The sequence below is a fragment of the Micromonospora sp. NPDC048907 genome, from assembly GCF_055586885.1.
This window is the reverse complement of sequence record NZ_JBVJHI010000001.1, coordinates 346,602-367,873: the sequence shown is the minus strand read 5'-3', so window position 1 is coordinate 367,873 and position 21,272 is coordinate 346,602. Positions and strand designations below refer to the sequence as shown.

Sequence of the window (21,272 nt, the reverse complement as noted above, 5' to 3'; positions counted from 1 at the left end):
CATGATCGACGCCTCGGGGCGGGCGGACGCCGGGGGGTGGTCCTGGGGCCGGTAAGGGGTCAGCTGGTGCGGTCGGCGATGTAGTCGCAGAGGGATTCGAGGGCGCGGCGGGCCGGGCCCTCGGGGAGCGGGGCGAGGTGGGCCCGGGCCTCCTCGGCGTAGCTGCGGACGGTCTCCCGGGCGCGCTTGAGGGCCGGGGACTCGCGGAGCAGGCCGAGGGCCTCGGCGTGCAGCGCGTCGTCGACAAGCGGCCCGGTGGCCAGGATCTCCCGCAGGCGGACGCTGGCCGCGTCGGAGTCGTCGGAGGCGAGCGCGTAGAGCACCGGCAGGGTCGGCACGCCCTCGCGCAGGTCGGTGCCGGGCGTCTTGCCCGACTGCACCGACTCGCTGGCGATGTCCAGCAGGTCGTCGGAGAGCTGGAAGGCCACCCCGATGACCTCGCCGTAGCCGGCCAGCGCTTCGACGTGCTCGGCGGACGCCCCGCCGAACATGCCGCCGAAGCGGGCCGAGGTGGCGATCAGCGAGCCGGTCTTCTCGGCGATCACGTGCAGGTAGTGCGCGACCGGGTCGGTGCCGCGCGGGCCGACCGTCTCGGCGATCTGCCCGTGCACCAGCCGGGCGAAGGTGCGCGCCTGGAGGCGGACGGCCTCCGGGCCCAGGTCGGCCGCGATGTCCGCGGCCCGGGCGAAGAGGTAGTCGCCCACCAGGATGGCGACCGAGTTGGTCCAGCGGGAGTTGGCGCTCGGGGCGCCCCGGCGCACGGCCGCCTCGTCCATGACGTCGTCGTGGTAGAGCGTCGCCAGGTGGGTGAGCTCCATCACCACGGCGGCGGGGACGACGTTCGCGGCGTCCGGGTCGCCGAACTGGGCGCCGAGCGCCACGAGCAGCGGGCGGAACCGCTTGCCGCCGGCCTCGACCAGGTGCCGGGCCGCCTCGGTGACGAGCGGGTCGGCGCTGGCCACGCTGGCGCGCAGCTCGGTCTCGACCCGATCCAGGAGGCCCAGCACGGACGCCTCGACGCGTGGATCGGCGAGGTGCAGTCCGAGCGCGCCGAACTGACCCGTGCTCTCCGGGCCCGGACGACCGCCCGGCCCGGTGGCACCTGAACGCTCGCCAGCCGGAATCACCACGCCATCAACCATGCCACACCCGTTCGACCTGCCCAGCGAGGGGGATACGGACCGGGGGCCGGTACGCCACGGCGTACCGGCCCCCGGGGGGAACCTGGGTCATCGCACGAATTCGGCGGCGCCGTTGGCCAGGTCGAGCAGGGGCGCCGGGGCGACACCCAGGACCAGCGTGGCGAGCACGCCGATGACCAGGGCGGCCGAGGTGAGCGCCCCCGGCACGGTGACCGTCGGGGTGGCGTCGCCCGGCTCGGAGAGCCACATCATCACCACGACCCGCAGGTACGGGAAGGCCAGCACCATGCTGGTCAGCACGCCGGCGATGACCAGCCAGGCCTGGTTCGCGTCCAGCGCCGGGGCGAAGACGGCGAACTTGCTGGTGAACCCGCTGGTGAGCGGGATACCGGCGAAGGCCAGCAGGATGAACGTGAAGATGGCCGCGAAGAACGGCGACCGGCGGCCCAGCCCGGCCCAGCGGGACAGGTGGGTGGCCTCCCCGTCGGCGTCCCGGACCAGGGTCACCACGGCGAACGCGGCGAGCACCGAGAAGCCGTACGCGACCAGGTAGAACATCGTGCCGGAGAGCCCGTCCTTGCTGGGCGCCAGCACGCCCACCAGCAGGTAGCCGGCGTTCGCGATCGACGAGTACGCCAGCAGCCGCTTGATGTCCGTCTGGGTGACCGCCAGCACCGCGCCGACCAGCATGGTCAGCACGGCCACCGCGCCGAGCACCGGGGTGAAGTCCCAGGAGGCACCGGCGAAGGCCACGTGGAAGACCCGCAGCAGGGCGCCGAACGCGGCGACCTTGGTGCAGGCGGCCATGAAGCCGGTCACCGGCGTCGGGGCGCCCTGGTAGACGTCCGGGGTCCAGACGTGGAACGGGGCGGCGGCGGCCTTGAAGAGCAGGCCGATGGCGAGCAGCGCCATGCCGGCGAAGAGCAGCACCGGGCTGGACGAGGACTCGGCCACCGCGGCGTGCACGGTGGCGAAGTCGACGCCGGCACCGCGGTTCGGGATCCCGGAGGTGAAACCGTAGATCAGGGCCACGCCGAAGAGGAAGAACGCCGAGGCGTACGCGCCGAGCATAAAGTACTTCAGCGCGGCCTCCTGGCTCAGCAGCCGCCGGCGGCGGGCCAGCGCGCAGAGCAGGTACAGCGGCAGCGAGAAGACCTCGAGCGCGATGAACATGGTCAGCAGGTCGTTCGCCGCCACGAAGATCAGCATGCCGCCGATCGCGAAGGTGACGAGCGGGTACACCTCGGTGGTGCCACCCATCCCGTCGGCCTGCCGCCGGTCGTCGTCGGACTCGGCGGTGACCGCGGCCTGGGCCACGAAGGCCCCGCCCCGCTCCACGGTGCGCTCGCCGACGAGCAGCAGCGCCATGGCCGCCAGGATCAGGATGGCGCCCTGGAGGAAGAGCGTCGGCCCGTCCACGGCGATGGCCTGGCCGGCGGTGATCAGCCGGTCGTCGGCGTTCAGGATCACCATGGTCAGCGCGGCGAGCACCGCCAGCAGGGCGAGCGTGAGCTGCACCGCGTTGCGCAGGCGGCGCGGCACGAACGCCTCGACCAGGACGCCGACCAGGGCGGCGCCCAGCATGATCAGGATGGGAGCGAGCGCCGCGTAGTCGATCGACGGAAGCTTCAGTTCACTCACTTCGCGGCCTCCTGGACGCTGCCGATCTCAGGGGCGGGATCGGTCTTGCCGACGTCCTGCATGGTCGCCTGGACGGCGGGATTGATGACATCGGTGACCGGCTTGGGGTAGAAGCCGAGCAGCACGATCAGCGCGATCAGCGGGGCGACCACGACCTTCTCGCGCAGGCTGAGGTCCCGGCGCATGCCGTCGACCTCGGTCAGGGCCGGGTTGAGGGTGCCCTGGGTGGTGCGCTGCACCATCCACAGCACGTAGGCCGCGGCCAGGATGATGCCGAGCGTGGCGATCACCGCGACCGGCTTGTTCGTGGTGAACGTGCCGATCAGCACCAGGAACTCGGAGACGAACGGCGCGGTGCCGGGCAGCGCCAGCGAGGCGAGACCGGCGAAGAAGAGCACCCCGGCGAGCAGTGGCACGAGCTTGCCGGCGCCGCCGAAGTCGCTGATCAGCGCCGAGCCCCGGCGGGCGATCAGCATGCCCACCACGAGGAAGAGCAGGCCGGTGGCCAGGCCGTGGTTGAGCATGTAGAGCACCGCCCCGGTGCCGGCCTGGGTGGTGAAGGCGAAGATGCCGACCCCGATGAACCCGAAGTGCGCGATCGAGGTGTACGACACCAGCCGCTTGAGGTCGTTCTGGCCGACCGCCAGCAGCGCGGCGTAGATGATGCCGATCACGCCGAGCGCCAGCGCCCACGGGGCGAACCACCTCGACGCCTCGGGGAAGAGCGGCAGGCAATACCGCAGGATCCCGAAGGTGCCGACCTTGTCCAGCACGCCGACGAGCAGTGCGGCCGCGCCGGCCGGGGCCGCGCCACCGGCGTCCGGCAGCCAGGTGTGGAACGGGAAGAACGGCGCCTTGATCGCGAACGCGAGGAAGAAGCCGAGGAACAGCCAGCGGGCCGTGTCGGTGGCGAACTCGGCCTGGCTGAGCGCCTGCCAGTCGAAGGTCTTCCCGCCGACCACCCAGAGGCCGATCACCGCGGCCAGCATGAACAGGCCGCCGACCAGGGAGTAGAGGAAGAACTTGACCGCCGCGTACTGCCGCTGGTGGCCGCCGTAGCTGCCGATGAGGAAGTACATCGGCACCAGCATGACCTCGAAGAACACGTAGAACAGGAAGACGTCGGCGGCGGCGAAGACGCCGATCATCGTGCACTCGAGGACGAGCAGCAGCGCGAAGTAGACCGGCACCGAGCGCTTGGACGACTCGGCGTCGTGCCACGACGCCAGGATCACCAGCGGCACCAGGATCGCGATGAGCATCAGCATGACCAGCGCGATGCCGTCTACCTCGAAGGTGAAGTTGACGCCCCAGTTCGGGATCCACGCGTACGACTCGCGGAACTGGAACCGGTCACCGTCGGCCTGGAAGGCGATCCACATGGCCACCGACAGCACCAGCACCAGCAGCGACCAGCCGAACGCCACCACCTTGGCCAGGTCCGGGTTGCGCCGCGGCAGCAGCGCCACGATCAGGGCACCGACCAGCGGTGCCACGGTCAGCACCGAGAGGAACGGGAAGTTGGACATTATTCGGCCTTACCTCCGTCGTGACTGCGTGGCCCGCCGGCGGGGGCGGCCGCGTTGAGGTCGATCACGCCAGCCACCCCGCCTGCACCGCCAGGAACGCCGCCACCACGAGCAGCGCGCCGGTCAGGATCGAGGTCGCGTACGACCGCACGAAACCGGTCTGCAGCCGCCGGAGCCGGCCCGAGCCCCCGCCCACCGCGGCGGCGAGGCCGTTGACCAGCCCGTCGACGCCCCGGTTGTCGAGGAACACCAGCGCCCGGGTGAGGAAGATGCCCGGCTTCTCGAAGACCGCCTCGTTGACGGCGTCCGTGTAGAGGTTCTTGCGGGCGGCGGTGACCAGCACGCCGGCCGGCTGCGGCTCGGTGGCCGTGCCGTTGCGGAACAGGAACCAGGCCAGCCCGGCGCCGAGCACGGTCACCAGCAGGGAGAGCGTGGTGATCAGCCAGTGCGCGAGGACGGCCTCGTGGCCCTCCTCCTGGCCGCCCAGGCCGGCGGTCGCCTCCAGCCAGTCGGGCACGGACGTGGCGAGCAGGAAGCCCGCCCCGACCGAGCCGATGGCCAGCAGGACCAGCGGGACGGTCATCAGCTTCGGCGACTCGTGCGGGTGCTCGATGTCCTCGGTCCAGCGTGCCGGGCCGTGGAAGGTGAGCACGAACAGCCGGGTCATGTAGAACGCGGTGAGCCCGGCGCCGAGCAGCGCGGCCAGGCCGAAGAGCCAGGCCGTCCAGCCCTCCCGCTCGAACGCGGCCACGATGATCGGCTCCTTCGAGAAGAAGCCGGAGAACGGGAACATGCCGATGATGGCCAGCCAGCCCATCATGAAGGTCAGCCAGGTGACCTTCATGTACTTCGACAGCTTGCCGAAGCGCCGGATGTCCACCTGGTCGTTCATGCCGTGCATGACCGAGCCGGCGCCGAGGAACATGTTGGCCTTGAAGAATCCGTGCGCCAGCAGGTGCACGATGGCCAGCGCGTACGCCGCGCCGCCCAGGCCGACGCCGAGGAACATGTAGCCGATCTGGCTCACCGTGGACCAGGCCAGCACCCGCTTGATGTCGTCCTTGGCCGCGCCGATGACGCAGCCCATCAGCAGGGTGACGGCGCCGACGCTGACCACCACGAGCTGGAGGGTGTGGTCGGCCGAGAAGATCGGGTTGGAGCGGGCGATCAGGTAGACGCCCGCGGTGACCATGGTGGCCGCGTGGATGAGCGCGGAGACCGGGGTCGGGCCCTCCATGGCGTCCGGCAGCCACGCCTGGAGCGGGAACTGGCCGGACTTGCCCGTGGCGCCGAGCAGGAGCAGCAGGCCGAGCACCAGCACGGTGGTGCTGCTCAGCGCGCCGACGCCGTTGAAGACCTCGTCGTACTGGGTGGTGCCCAGCATGGCGAACATGACGAAGATGCCGATGGCCAGGCCGGCGTCGCCGACCCGGTTCATGAGGAACGCCTTCTTGCCGGCGGTGGCCGCGCTCGGCCGGCCGTACCAGAAGGAGATCAGCAGGTACGACGCCAGACCGACGCCCTCCCAGCCGAAGTAGAGCATCACGTAGTTGTTGCCGAGCACCAGCAGCAGCATGGCGGCGACGAACAGGTTGAAGTACCCGAAGAACCGACGGCGGCCCTCGTCGTGCGCCATGTACTCGACCGCGTAGAGGTGGATCAGGAAACCCACCCCGGTGATCAGCAGGACGAAGACGGCGGCCAGCGGGTCGAAGAGCAGACCGAAGTCCACCTTGAGGTCGCCGACCGTGATGAACTGCCAGAGGCTCTGCTCGACCTGCTTGTTCTCCAGGCCACGGAGCTGGAAGAAGTAGGTCAGGCCGAGCACGAAGGCGGCGCCGATGGCCGCCACGCCCAGCCAGTGACCCCAGCGGTCCGCCCGCTTGCCGAGCAGCAGCAGGATCGCCGCGCTCACCAGCGGGATGGCCACCAGCAGCCAGACACTGCCCAGAAGCCCGCTGGCCTGGGCGAATTCCACAGTCTCTTCCACCAGGAGCCCCTCAGTACTTCAGCAGGTTGGCGTCGTCGACGCTCGCCGAGCGCCGGGTCCGGAAGATCGACATGATGATGGCGAGCCCGACCACGACCTCGGCCGCGGCCACCACCATCACGAAGAACGCCATGATCTGGCCGTTCAGGTCGCCGTTGATGCGGCTGAACGTGACAAGCGTCAGGTTGGCCGCGTTGAGCATCAGCTCGACACACATGAACAGCACGATCGCGTTGCGCCGGACCAGCACGCCGACGGCGCCGATGGTGAACAGCACCGCCGCGAGGATCAGGTAGTAGTCCGGGGTCATTTGTCGGTCCCCTTCAGCGTGGTCTCCTCGGCGGTCAGCTCCCGCACCGGCAGGATCTCCGGGATGCTGCGGTCGGTCAGCCGGCCGTCGGGCAGGCGGGCCGGGGTGGCCACCGAGGACGACGTGGCGAAGACGCCCGGTCCGGGTTTCGGGCCGGGGTAGTTGCCGGGCCGGAACCGGGCCTTCATGGTGGCGACCTGGTCCATCCGGTCCTGCTTGCGCCGCTCCACGTGCGCCAGCACCATCGCGCCGACCGCCGCCGTGATGAGCAGCGCGGAGGTCAGCTCGAAGGCGAAGACGTACCTGGTGAAGAGCAGCCGGGCGATGCCCTGCACGTTGCCCTCGGCGTTCGCCCGGTCGAGGCCGACGGCCCGCACGCCCTCCAGCGCCCGGTAGAGCCCGGAGCCGATCAGGCCGGCGAAGCCGAGCCCGAGCACCACCGCGGCGACCCGCTGGCCGCGCAGCGTCTCGATCAGCGAGTCGGAGGCGTCCCGGCCGACCAGCATGAGCACGAACAGGAACAGCATCATGATCGCGCCGGTGTAGACGATGATCTGCACCATGCCGATGAACGGCCCGGCCTGGAGCACGTAGAACACGCCCAGGCACAGCATGGTCAGCACCAGCCAGAGCGCCGAGTGCACCGCGTTGCGCGCCCAGACCATGCCGATGGCCCCGAGGAGGGCCAGCGGGGCGAGGATCCAGAAGGTAACCTGCTCACCTCCGGACACCTGGCTCGCCGCGGCGAGCACCGTCTGACTGGTCATGCTCCTGCTCCCTTGCCCGCCTCGGCCCGCTGGGCGGCCTGCTCGGCGCCGGGGAAGGTCACGCCGGGGTGCTCCTCCACCTGGTACCGGCCCGGGCCCATCGGCGAGTGCTCGGCGCCGGCCGAGGTGCCCGGGTTGGTCAGCGCGCCGACGTAGTAGTCCTTCTCGCTGTCGCCCAGCCGCATCGGGTGCGGCGGCTGCTCCATGCCCGGCAGCAGCGGCGCGAGCAGCTGCTCCTTCGTGAAGATCAGGTCCTGCCGGTTGTCCCGCGCCAGCTCGTACTCGTTGCTCATGGTGAGCGAGCGGGTCGGGCAGGCCTCGATGCAGAGCCCGCAGAAGATGCACCGGGCGTAGTTGATCTGGTAGACGCTGGCGTACCGCTCACCCGGGGAGAAGCGCTGCTCCTCGGTGTTGTCGCCGCCCTCCACGTAGATCGCGTCCGCCGGGCAGGCCCAGGCGCACAGCTCGCAGCCGATGCACTTCTCCAGCCCGTCCGGGTGTCGGTTGAGGATGTGCCGCCCGTGGTAGCGCGGCGCCGAGACCGGCGGCTTGAACGGGTAGTCGGTGGTGACGACCTTCTTGAACATGTGCGAGAAGGTGACCCCGAAGCCCTTGAACGTTCCGGTGATCGCGCCCACGTCACACCTCCCCTGACTCGGAGCCGGCGACGACGTTTGCCGGCTCCCGCTCGGCGACCACGCGCTTGATACGCGGGCTCGGCGGAACCTGAAGATCCATCGGCGGCAGCGGGAAGCTGCCGTGTGGACGGCTGTTCACCTGCTCCTGGAGCGGCGGCTTCGGCGCCTTCTTCCGGCTCGGCCAGAAGAGGGTGGCCAGAAGGAGCACGCCCGCGCCGATGCCGGTCGCGAGCAGCCGGTCCTTGGTCTGCCAGTCCTCGATCGAGCGGAGGCCGCTCAGCACCAGGATCCAGACCAGGTTGATCGGCAGCAGGACCTTCCAGCCGAAGCGCATGAACTGGTCGTAGCGGAGCCGGGGCAGGGTGCCCCGCAGCCAGACGAAGACGAAGACCAGGATGATGACCTTGCCGAAGAACCAGAGCATCGGCCACCAACCCGAGTTGGCGCCCGCCCAGAGCGTGATCGGCCAGGGTGCCCGCCAGCCGCCGAGGAAGAGCGTGGTGGTGACCGCGGACATGGTCACCATCGAGACGTACTCGGAGAGCATGAACAGCGCGAACTTGAGCGAGCTGTACTCGGTCATGAAGCCCGCGACCAGCTCCGACTCCGCCTCGGGCAGGTCGAACGGCGCCCGGTTGGTCTCACCGACCATGGCGATGAAGAAGATGATGAAGCTGGGCAGCAGCAGGATCGCGTACCAGCCCGGGGCCGGGACCTGCTGGCCGGCGATGGTCAGCTCGGTGGCGTCCCCCTGCGCGGCGACGATCCCGCTCGTCGACATCGTGCCGGCGGTCATGAACACCGCCACGATGCTCAGGCCCATGGCGACCTCGTACGAGATCATCTGGGCGCTGGACCGGAGACCGCCGAGCAGCGGGTACGTCGAGCCGGAGGCCCAGCCGCCGAGCACGATGCCGTAGATGCCCATCGAGGAGCAGGCGAGGATCACCAGCACCGCCACCGACACGTCGGTGACCTGCAGCGGCGTGTGGTGACCGAAGATGCTCACCACCGGGCCGAACGGCACCACCGACAGCGAGGTGACGGCGCAGATCACCGAGATGGTCGGCGCGAAGAAGAACACCACCTTGTCGGCCGTCCGCGGGAGGATGTCCTCCTTGAAGGCCATCTTCAGACCGTCGGCGAGGGTCTGCAGCAGGCCGAACGGGCCGACCTGGTTCGGGCCGGGCCGGACCGCCATGCGGCCGACCACCCGCCGCTCGAACCAGACGCCGAGCAGCGTGGCCAGCAGGCCGAAGACGAACGCGAAGACGATCTTCCCGAGGACCAGCCACCACGGGTCCCTGCCGAAGTCGGCAAGCGTCGGGTCCTGCGCCGCGAGGTAGAGGTTCACTGGACACTCCCGGTGTTGAGGAGCGGACCCGGGCGGCCGGCCACGTCGGCGGCGACCGCCGCGGCCGAGACCGTGACGACCTCACCGGACGTCGCGCCGAGGCTGCGCCGGACGGTCGAGCCGGGTGAGTTGGTCGGCAGCCAGACGACGCCGTCCGGCATCTCGGTGATCGCCGCCGGCAGGGTGACCGCGCCGCGGTCGGTGCCGACGGTCACCGGGTCGCCGTCCGCGACGCCGAGCGCCTCGGCGGTGCCCTTGCCCAGCCGGACCACCGGCGGGCGGGCCGTGCCGGCGAGGTGCTCGTCGCCGTCGGTGAGGCTGCCCAGGTCGAGCAGCTGGTGCCAGGTGGCCAGCACGGCCTCGCCGACGCCGGGCTGCGGCACGGCGACCGGCTCGACGGACGGGGCGGACGGCCGGTCCACCCGGGTCGGCGGCAGCGCGCCCAGCTCCCGGCGGACGCTCTGCACGTCGCCGGTGCCGAGCCGCACGTCGAGCTGCGCGGCGATCGCGTCGAGCACCCGGCCGTCGGTCATCGCCCCGGTGTCCAGCACCCTCTCGAAGGGGCGCAGCCGGCCCTCCCAGTCCAGGAAGCTGCCGGCCTTCTCGACCACCGGGGCGACCGGCAGGACCACGTCGGCCCGGCGGGCCACCGCGCTCATCCGCAGCTCCAGGCTGACCAGGAACGGCACCGCGTCCAGGGCCTGCTCGGCCAGGCGCGGGTCGGCCAGGTCGGCCGGGTCGACGCCGGCCACCACGAGGGCGCCGATCTGGCCGTTGGCCGTGGCCGTGAGGATGCCGTCGGTGTCCCGGCCGGCCTGGCTCGGGATCACCCCGGCCGGGATGTCCCACGCCTCGCCCAGCTCGGCGCGGGCGGCCGGCTCGGTGACCACGCGGCCGCCGGGGAGCAGGTTGGGCAGGCAGCCCGCGTCGACCGCGCCGCGGTCACCCGCGCGCCGCGGCACCCAGGCCAGCTTGGCCCCGGTACGCCGGGCCACGTCCGCCGCGGCGGAGAGGCCGCCGGGCACCGCGCCCAGCCGCTCGCCGACGATCAGGACGGCGCCCGGCTGGCTCAGCGCCTCGGCCACCGTGGCGTGCTCGGCCAGCACGCTGGCCTCCTCGCCCGGCACCACCCGGGCCAGCTTGGCCCCGAGCTTCTCCAGGCCGCGGGTCGCGAACGGCGCGAGCGCGTACACGGTGAGCTTCTTCTTCAGGTACGCCTTGCGCAGCCGCAGGAAGAGGATGGGGCACTCCTCCTCCGGCTCCAGGCCGACCAGCACCACGGCGGGCGCGTTCTCCACGTCCGCGTAGGTCACGTCGGTGACCCCGGCGACGCTGCTGGCCAGGAAGTCGGCCTCCTCGCGGGAGACCGGGCGGGCCCGGAAGTCGATGTCGTTGGTGTGCAGCGCGACCCGCGCGAACTTCGCGTACGCGTAGGCGTCCTCGACGGTGAGCCGGCCGCCGGTCAGCACCGCCGTGCCCCGCTCGCCGTCCCGGGCGGCGCGCAGCCCTTCGGCGGCCCGGGTCAGCGCCTCGCTCCAGGACGCCTCGCGCAGCTCACCGGTCTTCTCGTCCCGCACCAGCGGGGTGGTGAGCCGGTCGAACGCGCGGGCGTACTGGAAGCCCCAGCGGCCCTTGTCGCAGTTCCACTCCTCGTTCACCGCCGGGTCGTCACCGGCCAGCCGGCGCAGCACCTTGCCGCGCCGCCAGTCGGTGCGCTGGGCGCAGCCGGCCGCGCAGTGCTCGCAGGCGCTGGGGGTGGAGACCAGGTCGAACGGGCGGGCCCGGAACCGGTACTGCGCGCCGGTCAGCGCGCCCACCGGGCAGATCTGCACGGTGTTGCCGGAGAAGTACGAGTTGAAGGGAACGTCCCCCGCGTCGCCGTCCTCGCCATAAGCGTCGTCCCGGTAGATGTTGATCTCCTCGGCGGACGACCGGCCCATCAGGTCGATGAACTTGTCGCCGGCGATCTCCTCGGAGAACCGGGTGCAGCGCTGGCAGAGCACGCAGCGCTCGCGGTCGAGCAGCACCTGGGTGCTGATCGGCAGCGGCTTCGGGTACTCCCGCTTGTGCTCGTGGAACCGCGAGTCGGTGCGGCCGGTGGACATGGCCTGGTTCTGCAGCGGGCACTCGCCGCCCTTGTCGCACATCGGGCAGTCGAGGGGGTGGTTGAGGAGCAGCAGCTCCATCACCCCCTCCTGGGCCTTCTTGGCGACCGGGGAGGTGAGCTGGGTCCGCACCACCATGCCGTCGGCCACGGTCTGGGTGCAGGAGGCGACCGGCTTGCGCTGGCCCTCCACCTCCACCAGGCACTGCCGGCAGGCGCCGGCCGGGGCCAGCAGCGGGTGGTCGCAGAAGCGCGGGATCTCGGTGCCCAGCTGCTCGGCGACCCGGATCAGCAGCGCCCCCTTCGGGGCGGTGACCTGGACGCCGTCGATGGTCAGGGTGACGGTCTCGGTCTGCTTGGCTACGTCGGTCATCAGTGGGCTCCCACCAGCTGCTTCTCGGAGAGCTTCGGCGCGGTACGTCCCTCGATGTAGTCGAGGTAGTCCTGCTTGAAGTACTTCAGCGACGAGGTCACCGGACTGGTCGCACCGTCACCCAGGCCGCAGAACGAACGGCCGAGGATGTTGTCGCAGGTGTCGAGCAGGGTGTCCAGGTCCTCGTGGGTGCCCTGGCCGGCGAGGATCCGCCGGTAGACCCGGACCATCCAGTAGTTGCCCTCGCGGCACGGGGTGCACTTGCCGCACGACTCGTGGTGGTAGAACTCCAGCCACCGGTAGGTCGCGTACACCGGGCAGTCCTGGTCGGAGAAGATCTGCGTGGCCGTGGTGCCCAGGATCGAGCCGGCCGCCGCCACCCCCTCGAAGTCCAGCGGCACGTCCAGGTGCTCGGCGGTGAGCAGCGGCGTCGACGAGCCGCCCGGGGTCCAGAACTTCAGGTTGTGCCCGGGCTGCATGCCGCCGGCCAGCTCGATCAGCTCGCGCAGGGTGATGCCCATCGAGCACTCGAACTGGCCCGGGTTGGCGATGCGGCCGGAGAGCGAGTAGATCATCGGGCCGGACGACTTCTCGGTGCCCATGGTCTTCCACCAGTCGGCGCCGCCCAGCACGATGTACGGCACGCTGGCGATGGTGCCGACGTTGTTCACCACGGTCGGGCTGGCGTACAGGCCGTGGGTCGCCGGGAACGGCGGGCGGAGCCGGGGCTGGCCCCGGAAGCCCTCCAGCGAGTCCAGCAGCGCGGTCTCCTCGCCGCAGATGTACGCCCCGGCGCCGGAGTGCACCACCAGGTCGAGGTCGAAGCCGCTGCCCTGGATGTTCCGGCCGAGGTAGCCCTTGGCGTACGCCTCCCGCACGGCGTTGCGCAGCCGGCGGGCGGCGTGCACAGCCTCGCCGCGGATGTAGATGTACGCCCGGTTGGCGCGGATCGCGTACGAGGCGATGATGACGCCCTCGACCAGCGAGTGCGGGTCGTGGGTCATCAGCGGCAGGTCCTTGCAGGTGCCCGGCTCGCCCTCGTCGGCGTTCACGACCAGGTAGTGCGGCTTGCCGTCGCCCTGCGGGATGAAGCCCCACTTGAGACCGGTCGGGAAGCCGGCGCCACCGCGGCCGCGCAGCCCGGAGTCCTTGATCAGCTGGATCAGGTCGTCCGGGTGCGCCTTGAGCGCCTTGCGCAGGGCGGCGTAGCCGTCCAGCTTCTCGTAGGTGCCGATCCGCCAGGCGTCCGGCGACAGCCAGCGCTTGGTGAGCACCGGCGTCAGCTTGGCCAGCGTCTCCGGCCGAGGAGCGGTCACTTCTGGACCCCCGTTCCGCTCGCGTCCGCCGGGGTCGTGCCGTTGCCGCCCGAGGACGCTTCGTTGAGGTTGCGCTGCTGCGCCCCGGCCTCGTCGCCGGCGGGCTTGCCGTCACCGGCCGGCGGGTTGGCCGCCGCCCCGGCGTCCTCCGCCGCCTGCGCGTCGCGGGGCGCCGGCGCCGTGGTGTCCGTCGGGACCCTGGTGCCGGGGGCGTCCGGCACCGCGGTGCTCGCGTCCGGCTGCCGGGTCTCGGCGGTACGCACCTGCGGCGACTTGTCGTCCGGCGCCTTGACGTCCGGCGCGGTGCTGCCGGTGGGGGCGGACGCCCCGTCGCCACCCTTGACCGGAGCGGCGGCGGCCTCGGCCGGGGCCGGCTTGGCGGCCTCCGCCTTCGCCTTCGCCTCGGCGGCGGCCTTGTCGGCCTCGGCCTTGCTGCGGATCGGGGTGTTCGGGTCGAAGCCCGGCACCGAGATGCCGTGCTGCTCGGCCAGGCGCAGGCCGCGCAGGGTGGGCTCGCCCGGCCCGCCGTCCGCCACCGCGCCGTCCCGCTCGTCGGCGAAACCGGCGAGCTGGACGGCCATCTCCTTGAGGGTGCACAGCCGGGCACCCCGGGTCGGCATCGGCCGCCCGCCGGCCCGCAGCTCCTCCACCACGCCGAGCGCGCCCTGCGGGTCGACGTTGTCGAAGAAGTCGTAGTTGACGGTCATGACCGGGCCGTAGTCGCACGCCGCCAGGCACTCGGCGTGCTCCAGCGTGATCGTGCCGTCGGCGGTGGTCTCGTCGTGCCCGACGCCCAGGTGCTCGGCGAGGGTGTCGTAGACCTCCTGGCCGCCGAGCACGTTGCACATGGTGTTGGTGCAGACGCTGACCAGGTAGTCACCGGTCGGCTTGCGCTTGTACATCGTGTAGAAGGTGGCGACCGCGCCGACCTGGGCCTTGTTCAGGCCGAGCACCTCGGCACAGAACTCGACCCCGGCCGGGGAGACGTACCCCTCCTCGGACTGGACCAGGTGCAGCAGCGGCAGCAGCGCCGAGCGGGACCGGTCCGCCGGGTACCGGGCGATGATCTCCCGCGCCCGCTCCCGGGTCTCTTCAGTGAAAGTCGTCATCGGTCACAACCGCCCATCACGGGGTCCAGCGAGGCGCCACCGGCGATAACGTCGGCGATCAGGCCGCCCTCGGCCATCGCCGGGAGGGCCTGGAGGTTCACGAAGCTCGGCTCCCGGTAGTGCACCCGGTAGGGCCGGGTGCCGCCGTCCGAGACCGCGTGCACGCCGAGCTCGCCGCGGGGCGACTCGACGGCGACGTACACCTGGCCCGGCGGGACCCGGAAGCCCTCGGTGACGAGCTTGAAGTGGTGGATCAGCGACTCCATCGACTGACCCATGATCTTGGCGACGTGCTCGAGCGAGTTGCCCATGCCGTCGACGCCGATGGCGAGCTGCGCCGGCCAGGCGATCTTGCGGTCGGCCACCATGACCGGGCCCGGCTTGAGCCGGTCGAGGGCCTGCTCGACCAGCTTCAGCGACTCCCGGATCTCGGCCAGCCGGACCAGGTAGCGGCCCCAGACGTCGCCGTCGGTGTGCGTCGGCACGTCGAACTCGTACGTCTCGTAGCCGCAGTACGGCATGGTCTTGCGCAGGTCCCAGGCGAGACCGGCGGAGCGCAGCACCGGGCCGGTGACGCCGAGCGCGAGGCAGCCGGTCACGTCGAGCACGGCGACGTTCTTCGTCCGCTCGATCCAGATCGGCTGGCCGGAGAGGAGGTCCTCGTACTCCTTGAGCTTCTTCGGCATCAGCTTGAGGAAGTCCCGGATCTTGACGATCGCCTCGTCCGGCACGTCCTGCGCCACCCCGCCCGGCCGCACGTACGCGTGGTTCATGCGCAGGCCGGTGATGGTCTCGAAGATGTCGAGGATGTACTCCCGCTCGCGGAAGCCGTACAACATCATGTTGATCGCGCCGAGCTCCATGCCGGTGGTGGCCAGCCAGACCAGGTGCGACGAGATGCGGTTGAGCTCCATCATCAGCACCCGGATGGTGGTGGCCCGCTCGGTCACCTCGTCGGTGATGCCGAGCAGCTTCTCCACCGCGAGCGCGTACGCCGTCTCGTTGAACAGCGGGGAGAGGTAGTCCATCCGGGTCACGAAGGTCGAGCCCTGGACCCAGTTGCGGTATTCGAGGTTCTTCTCGATGCCGGTGTGCAGGTAGCCGACGACCGAGCGGGCCTCGCGGACCGTCTCACCCTCCAGCTCCAGGATCAGCCGGAGCACGCCGTGCGTGGACGGGTGCTGCGGACCCATGTTGACGACGATCCGCTCGTCGTTGATCGGGTCGGTGCCGGAGACGACCTGGTCCCAGTCCCCACCGGTGACGGTGAAGACCTTGCCCTCGGTGGTCTCGCGCTCGGTCGCGTAGTTCGACGTCGTCACTGGTACGACCTCCGCTTGTCCGGCGGCGGGATCTCCGCGCCCTTGTACTCGACGGGCACACCGCCGAGGGGGTAGTCCTTGCGCTGCGGGTACCCCTCCCAGTCGTCCGGCATGAGGATCCGGGTCAGGTTGGGGTGGCCGTCGAAGACGATGCCGAACATGTCGTACGTCTCCCGCTCCTGCCAGTCGGCGGTCGGGTAGACGGCGGTGACGCTCGGCAGGTGCGGGTCCTCGGCGGAGACCGCGGCCTCCAGCCGGACCCGGCGCCGGTAGGTCATCGAGGTGAGCTGGTAGACCACGTGCAGCCGGCGCCCGTCCGCGCCCAGGTAGTCCACGCCGGACACCGAGGAGCAGAGCTCGAAGCGGAGCGCCAGGTCGTCGCGCATCACCTGGCAGACCTCGGCGATCCGCTCCGGGCGGACGTGCAGGGTCAGCTCGCCCCGGTCGACCACGACCTTCTCGATCGCGTCGCCGAACTGGGGGTACGCCTCCTCCAGCGCGTCGCGGACCTCGTCGAAGTAACCCCCGTACGGGCGGGCGGCCTCCTCGATCGGCTTGCGCTGGCGGACCAGGCCGCCGTAGCCGGAGACGTCGCCGGTGCCCTGGTTGCCGAACATGCCGCGCCCGGCCGGGCTGGCCGGCGGGTACTCGGCCGGGGCGGTGCCGCTGGCGCCGGCCGGGGTCGTCGGGACCGGCACGCCGCCGTCGTTGTTCTTGTCGTTCGGTGCCGTCATTTCGGACCCCCCTGCGACTGGAGGTGGTTCTGCGCCTTCATCCAGTTCTCGATCCGCAACTGCTCCTCGCGCCCCTCGCGGACCGCCTTCGTCCACTCGGCGCGCCGGGCCTTGTCGTTGCGGTACGACGACGGCATCGAGCCGTAGGGCACGACGGGCACGTCACCGCGCTCCTTGCGGGCCTCCAGCATCTTGCGGCCGTTCGCGCCCAGCGGCTCGTACATGATCTTCTCGCGGAGCTTGAGCACCGCGTCGATGAGCATCTCGGGCCGGGGTGGGCAGCCCGGGAGGTACATGTCGACCGGCACGATGTGGTCGACGCCCTGCACGATGGCGTAGTTGTTGAACATGCCGCCGCTGCTGGCGCAGACACCCATCGAGATGACCCAGCGGGGCTCGGCCATCTGGTCGTAGATCTGCCGCAGCACCGGGGCCATCTTCTGGCTCACCCGGCCGGCCACGATCATCAGGTCCGCCTGCCGCGGCGAGGCCCGGAAGACCTCCATGCCCCAGCGGCCCATGTCGTAGTGCGGACCACCGGCGGCCATCATCTCGATGGCACAGCAGGCCAGGCCGAAGGTGGCGCCCCAGACGGACGACTTCCGCGACCAGTTGACCAGCTTCTCCACGGAGGTGAGCAGGACGCCGGCCGGGAGCTTCTCCTCGATGCCCATCTGACGTACCTCCCTCAGTCCCAGTCCAGGCCGCCGCGCCGCCAGACGTAGGCGTAGGCGACGAAGACCGCGACGATGAACAGGACCATCTCCACGAAGCCGAAGATCGGCAGGGCGTCGAAGGAGACCGCCCAGGGGTAGAGGAAGATGATCTCGATGTCGAAGACGATGAAGAGCATCGCCGTCAGGTAGAACTTGATCGGGAACCGGCCGCCGCCGACCGGCTGCGGGCTCGGTTCGATGCCGCACTCGTACGCCTCGAGCTTGGCCTTGTTCAGACGCCGGGGGCCGGCGAATCGGGCGGCGGCCACGGAGAACAGCGCGAACCCCGCGGCGAGGGCGAACAGCCCGATGATCGGTGCGTAAGGAGAGAGCGTCATCGTTGTCCCCTGCTCATCCTTCCCTGACCTCGGTGGTTGGCGAAAATCACACTATTCACGTCCCTCACGACCTCGACGGCGGGGGTCGATCTTTGTCGGTCCCGGGGGCCGGGACCGGTGGTCTACACGGCGGGTGCCACCCTCGTCATCGCGTTGATGACCCGGTCCATGGCGTCGCCGCCCCGGGGATCGGTGAGGTTGGCCAGCAGCTTGAGCACGAAGCGCATGAGCATCGGGTGCGGCATGCCGTGCTTGGTGGCCATCCGCATGACCTCGGGACGACCGATGAGCTTCACGAAGATCCCGCCGAGCCGGTAGTAGCCGCCGAAGCGGGCCTTCAGCTCCTGCGGGTAGGCCAGCAGCGCCCGCTCCCGCTCCGCGCCGGCCGGCCGGGCCAGCGCCTGCACCGCCACCTCGGCGGCCAGCTCGCCGGACTCCATGGCGTACGCGATGCCCTCACCGTTGAACGGGTTGACCATGCCGCCGGAGTCGCCGACCAGCAGGACCCCGCGGGTGTAGTGCGGGACCCGGTTGAAGCCCATGGGCAGCGCGGCGCCGAGGATCGGCCCCTCCGCGTTGGCCTCGTCGGTCATCCCCCAGTCCTCGGGGGTGTTGGCCAGCCAGTCGGTGAGCAGCCGCCGGTAGTTCGTCTTGCCGAACGCCGAGGAGGAGTTGAGGACGCCCAGGCCGACGTTCACCCGGCCGTCGCCGAGACCGAAGATCCAGCCGTAGCCGGGCAGCAGCGCGTCGTTCCCCTTGGCCCGCAGCTCCAGCCAGGACTCCAGGTAGTCGTCGTCGTGCTTCGCCGCCGAGCGGTAGTAGCGGCGGACCGCCACGCCGATCGGCCGGTCCTCCCGCTTGGCCAGCCCGAGGGCGAGGGGGAAGCGGCCGGAGACGCCGTCGGCGGCGACCACCAGCGGCGCGTGGAAGGTGGCCGGCTCCTTGTCCGGGCCCACCTCGGCCTGCACCCCGATCACGCGGTCGTCCGCGTCGAGCACCGGGGTCAGCACGTTGACGCTGGTGCGCAGCTTCGCCCCGGCGGCGACGGCCCGCTGCGCGAGCAGGTCGTCGAAGTCGAGCCGGGTCCGGACCAGGCCGTAGTTGGGGAAGCTGGCCAGGTCGGGCCAGTCCAGTTCCAGGCGTACCCCGCCGCCGATCACCCGCAGGCCCTTGTTGTGCAGCCAGCCGGCCTCGGGCGAGGTGTCCACGCCCATCCGGATGAGCTGCCGCACGGCCCGGGGCGTGAGCCCGTCGCCGCAGACCTTCTCCCGGGGAAATTCGGTCTTCTCCAGCAGCAGCACGCGTACGCCGTGCCGCGCCAGGTGGTACGCCGTCGCCGATCCTCCGGGACCGGCGCCCACGACGATGACGTCGGCGTCGTTCTCCACCGCGGTCATCCGCGCCTCCTCCCGCATGCTCGTGAAATGCTTCACAAGCCGATCGGGTTGGAGTCTATGACCGGCGTTACACCTGTATGCGCTGAGGGGGGCCTAACTCGCGGAAACAGGTCGGCACGGGTGCGTCCGGCGGTCAGGAGCGGGCGGCGGTGGCCGGCCCCAGGCCGGCGTCGAGCCGGATCGCCTCCGGCAGGTGATCGCGCAGCGCGCCGCCGGCCGCGCGGTCGAGTGCGGCCAGCACCTCGGCGACCACCTGACGGACGTCGGCGGGATCCGCGCCGGCCAGCTCCCGGAGCTGCGCGATGAGTTCCGCCGCGTCGTCGTCGGTGGTCGCTCGGTCGGGTCCCGTCATGGGGGCGAGCTTACGGAACAATGTAGACCCAAAAAGGGATATTCACGAAAAGGACCGGTTTGTCACCGACCCGGGCGTCACTCCCGGGTCGCGCGGTGCAGCGCCACGACGCCGCCGGTCAGGTTGCGCCAGGCCACCCGGCCCCAGCCGGCCGCGCCGATCCGCGCGGCCAGCGCCGCCTGGTCCGGCCACGCCCGGATGGACTCGGCCAGGTAGACGTAGGCGTCGGGGTTGCTGGACACCGTGCGCGCCACCGCCGGCAGCGACCGCATCAGGTACGACAGGTAGACGGTGCGGAACGCCGGGTTGACCGGGGTGCTGAACTCGCAGACCACCAGCCGGCCGCCGGGCCTGGTGACCCGGGCCAACTCCCGCAGCGCCGCGTCGGTGTCGTTGACGTTGCGCAGCGCGAAGGAGATGGTGACCGCGTCGAAGCTGGCGTCGGCGAAGGGCAGCCGCAGGGCGTCCCCGGCGAGCAGCGGCACCCCCGGCCGGGTGCGCTTGCCGGCGTACAGCATGCCGAGCGACAGGTCGGCGCCCACCGCGTACGCCCCGGAGTGGGCCAGCTCCTCGGTCGAGACGCCGGTGCCGGCGCCCACGTCCAACACCCGCTCGCCGGGCCGCAGCCCCAGCGCCGCCCGGGTGGCCCGCCGCCAGGACCGGTCCTGCCCGAAGGAGAGCACCGTGTTGGTCAGGTCGTAGCGGGCGGCCACGCCGTCGAACATGGCGGCGACCTCGTGCGGCTGCTTGTCCAGGCTGGCGCGCTGGCCCTGGGGGGTACGGCTCACGTCTCCACTCTGCCAGCCGGCCCGCGCCCGGCTCCCCCCGGGTACGCGGAGGGGCGGGGTGGTCACCCACCCCGCCCCTCGGTGTCCGGGTTGGTCAGTCCTCGGCCCGCTCGTCGGTCGGGGTGACGAGGACCACCTTCCGGCGGCGGGAGAGCACCAGCAGCGCCCCGCCGGCCAGCAGGATGGCCGCGCCGACCCCACCGATGAGCCCGACCTGCACACCGGTCACCGGCAGGCCACCGCCCGCGCCGCCACCCTCGGTCGGCGCGGGGCTCGCCGTCGCGCCGCCGGTCGGGGTCGGCCCGGCGGTCGGCGTCGGCTCGGCCGTCGGGGTCGGGGTCGGGGTCGGGGTGGGTTGCGTGGTCAGGTCCACGAAGACGTCGAACTGGGCCGTGTTGTCACCGTCGTCGGTCTCGGTGAAGGTGCGCCGCTGCGCCGAGCTGGCCACCCGGGGCTCCTCCTCGGGCGCGCCGGAGGCGGCGTCGAGCCCGGCGGCGAACACGAAGCCGGGGCGGAGCACCGGCTCGGTGACGTCCGCGCCGACCTTCACCCGGACGCCGGCGGTGTAGTACTCGCCCGGCGCCAGCACCGCGCCACCGTCCTCGCAGTACGCCGTGGCCAGCCCGCCCAGATCCTGCTCCTCGCAGCCGTCGGGCAGCTCGGCGAAGGTGACGCCGGCCGGCAGCGTGACGCCGTACGCGACGCCCGTGGCGCGCCGGCTGCCGTCGTTGAAGACGGCCCAGTCCAGCGGGGCCGTCTCGCCCGGCCGCACCGGCTTGAGGCCGGACTCGCCGGCCTCGTCGCCGTCGACCTGCACGTCCGCGTACACGTCCTGCACCCACGTGGTGAGGTCGTAGCCGGGCTCAGTGACGGTGATGTCGTGCTTGACGGTGTTGTTCTTCCGGTCGGGATCGGCGGTGGCCGCGCTGATGGTCACCACCAGCGTGCCCGCGGCGCCCTTGCCGCCCGTGGAGAAGAGCGGGATGCCGAAGTCCTCGGTGGTGCCGGCGGCCAGGTCACCGAGCAGGCAGGAGAACCGGGTGCCGTCGACCTCGCAGCCCTCCGGGAGCACCACGCCGACCTTCCGGGGCTTGAGACCCTTGGTCTCCACGGTGACCCGGACGCCCTTGGCGTCGACGGCGCCGGTCGTGTTGTCCACCTGGAACTTGAACGGCTTGGCCTTGGCCTCCTCGACGCCCTTGGCCAGCTGGTAGCTGAGCGGGATGAGCTGGAGGTCGGCCTGGTCGGCGGCGTGCGCGGGGCCGGCGACGACACCGAGACCGCCGGCCGCCAGAAGGGTGACGACGCCGGCACGGGCCAGCGCCGATCGGTGCAGGAAAGTCATGGATCCC

At 71.2% G+C, this 21,272-nt stretch carries 19 protein-coding genes; all 19 read right to left on the bottom strand.

All coding sequences use genetic code 11. From position 1 onward, the window contains the following. Nucleotides 1-59: 59 nt before the first annotated feature. Nucleotides 60-1,142, bottom strand: coding sequence for a polyprenyl synthetase family protein (locus ACZ6PY_RS01870; RefSeq protein WP_466068327.1), 1,083 nt, complete (start codon nt 1,140-1,142; stop codon nt 60-62). Between the two features lie 87 nt (nt 1,143-1,229). Continuing rightward, nucleotides 1,230-2,783, bottom strand: a complete 1,554-nt coding sequence (gene nuoN / locus ACZ6PY_RS01865; RefSeq protein WP_151461339.1) for an NADH-quinone oxidoreductase subunit NuoN — start codon at nt 2,781-2,783, stop codon at nt 1,230-1,232. Beyond that, complete coding sequence (locus ACZ6PY_RS01860; RefSeq protein WP_466068325.1) at nt 2,780-4,312, bottom strand: NADH-quinone oxidoreductase subunit M; 1,533 nt, start codon at nt 4,310-4,312, stop codon at nt 2,780-2,782. The genes nuoN and ACZ6PY_RS01860 overlap by 4 nt, the downstream gene beginning before the upstream one ends. A gap of 64 nt (nt 4,313-4,376) precedes the next feature. Next, the gene (gene nuoL, locus ACZ6PY_RS01855; protein WP_466068323.1) at nt 4,377-6,302 is read right to left on the bottom strand and encodes an NADH-quinone oxidoreductase subunit L; all 1,926 of its coding nucleotides are present in this window, start codon (nt 6,300-6,302) and stop codon (nt 4,377-4,379) included. 10 nt (nt 6,303-6,312) lie between these two features. Then, nucleotides 6,313-6,612 carry an NADH-quinone oxidoreductase subunit NuoK gene (nuoK, locus tag ACZ6PY_RS01850; protein WP_088959269.1) on the bottom strand — a complete coding sequence of 100 codons (300 nt, stop codon included), beginning with the start codon at nt 6,610-6,612 and terminating at the stop codon, nt 6,313-6,315. After that, on the bottom strand, nt 6,609-7,379 hold the full coding sequence (locus ACZ6PY_RS01845) for an NADH-quinone oxidoreductase subunit J (protein ID WP_466068321.1): 771 nt from the start codon (nt 7,377-7,379) through the stop codon (nt 6,609-6,611). The genes nuoK and ACZ6PY_RS01845 overlap by 4 nt, the downstream gene beginning before the upstream one ends. Continuing rightward, nucleotides 7,376-8,017, bottom strand: coding sequence for an NADH-quinone oxidoreductase subunit NuoI (nuoI, locus tag ACZ6PY_RS01840; RefSeq protein WP_466068319.1), 642 nt, complete (start codon nt 8,015-8,017; stop codon nt 7,376-7,378). The genes ACZ6PY_RS01845 and nuoI overlap by 4 nt, the downstream gene beginning before the upstream one ends. Before the next feature lies 1 nt (nt 8,018). Beyond that, the gene (gene nuoH / locus ACZ6PY_RS01835; protein ID WP_466068317.1) at nt 8,019-9,371 is read right to left on the bottom strand and encodes an NADH-quinone oxidoreductase subunit NuoH; all 1,353 of its coding nucleotides are present in this window, start codon (nt 9,369-9,371) and stop codon (nt 8,019-8,021) included. Beyond that, nucleotides 9,368-11,848: an NADH-quinone oxidoreductase subunit G gene (locus tag ACZ6PY_RS01830; protein ID WP_466068316.1), complete on the bottom strand. Its 2,481-nt coding sequence runs from the start codon at nt 11,846-11,848 to the stop codon at nt 9,368-9,370. The genes nuoH and ACZ6PY_RS01830 overlap by 4 nt, the downstream gene beginning before the upstream one ends. Then, entirely contained in the window at nt 11,848-13,164 is a 1,317-nt protein-coding gene (gene nuoF / locus ACZ6PY_RS01825; protein WP_262283345.1) for an NADH-quinone oxidoreductase subunit NuoF, read from the bottom strand. The genes ACZ6PY_RS01830 and nuoF overlap by 1 nt, the downstream gene beginning before the upstream one ends. Further along, complete coding sequence (gene nuoE, locus ACZ6PY_RS01820; protein ID WP_466068314.1) at nt 13,161-14,273, bottom strand: NADH-quinone oxidoreductase subunit NuoE; 1,113 nt, start codon at nt 14,271-14,273, stop codon at nt 13,161-13,163. Before nuoE ends, nuoF begins: the two co-directional genes overlap by 4 nt. Next, nucleotides 14,270-15,595, bottom strand: a complete 1,326-nt coding sequence (locus ACZ6PY_RS01815; protein ID WP_466068312.1) for an NADH-quinone oxidoreductase subunit D — start codon at nt 15,593-15,595, stop codon at nt 14,270-14,272. Before ACZ6PY_RS01815 ends, nuoE begins: the two co-directional genes overlap by 4 nt. Then, entirely contained in the window at nt 15,592-16,329 is a 738-nt protein-coding gene (locus ACZ6PY_RS01810) for an NADH-quinone oxidoreductase subunit C (RefSeq protein ID WP_466068310.1), read from the bottom strand. The genes ACZ6PY_RS01815 and ACZ6PY_RS01810 overlap by 4 nt, the downstream gene beginning before the upstream one ends. Next, entirely contained in the window at nt 16,326-17,003 is a 678-nt protein-coding gene (locus tag ACZ6PY_RS01805; protein WP_091261240.1) for a NuoB/complex I 20 kDa subunit family protein, read from the bottom strand. The genes ACZ6PY_RS01810 and ACZ6PY_RS01805 overlap by 4 nt, the downstream gene beginning before the upstream one ends. Before the next feature lie 14 nt (nt 17,004-17,017). Continuing rightward, the gene (locus ACZ6PY_RS01800; protein WP_073834101.1) at nt 17,018-17,383 is read right to left on the bottom strand and encodes an NADH-quinone oxidoreductase subunit A; all 366 of its coding nucleotides are present in this window, start codon (nt 17,381-17,383) and stop codon (nt 17,018-17,020) included. Between the two features lie 122 nt (nt 17,384-17,505). After that, complete coding sequence (locus ACZ6PY_RS01795; RefSeq protein WP_262283349.1) at nt 17,506-18,780, bottom strand: geranylgeranyl reductase family protein; 1,275 nt, start codon at nt 18,778-18,780, stop codon at nt 17,506-17,508. Nucleotides 18,781-18,913: 133 nt separating this feature from the next. Continuing rightward, on the bottom strand, nt 18,914-19,132 hold the full coding sequence (locus ACZ6PY_RS01790) for a hypothetical protein (protein WP_313723505.1): 219 nt from the start codon (nt 19,130-19,132) through the stop codon (nt 18,914-18,916). Between the two features lie 77 nt (nt 19,133-19,209). Next, nucleotides 19,210-19,920 (bottom strand): demethylmenaquinone methyltransferase, encoded by a 711-nt coding sequence (locus tag ACZ6PY_RS01785; RefSeq protein WP_466068308.1) that lies wholly within the window; start codon nt 19,918-19,920, stop codon nt 19,210-19,212. Between the two features lie 94 nt (nt 19,921-20,014). Then, on the bottom strand, nt 20,015-21,265 hold the full coding sequence (locus tag ACZ6PY_RS01780; protein ID WP_466068306.1) for a cell wall anchor protein: 1,251 nt from the start codon (nt 21,263-21,265) through the stop codon (nt 20,015-20,017). Nucleotides 21,266-21,272 lie beyond the last annotated feature (7 nt).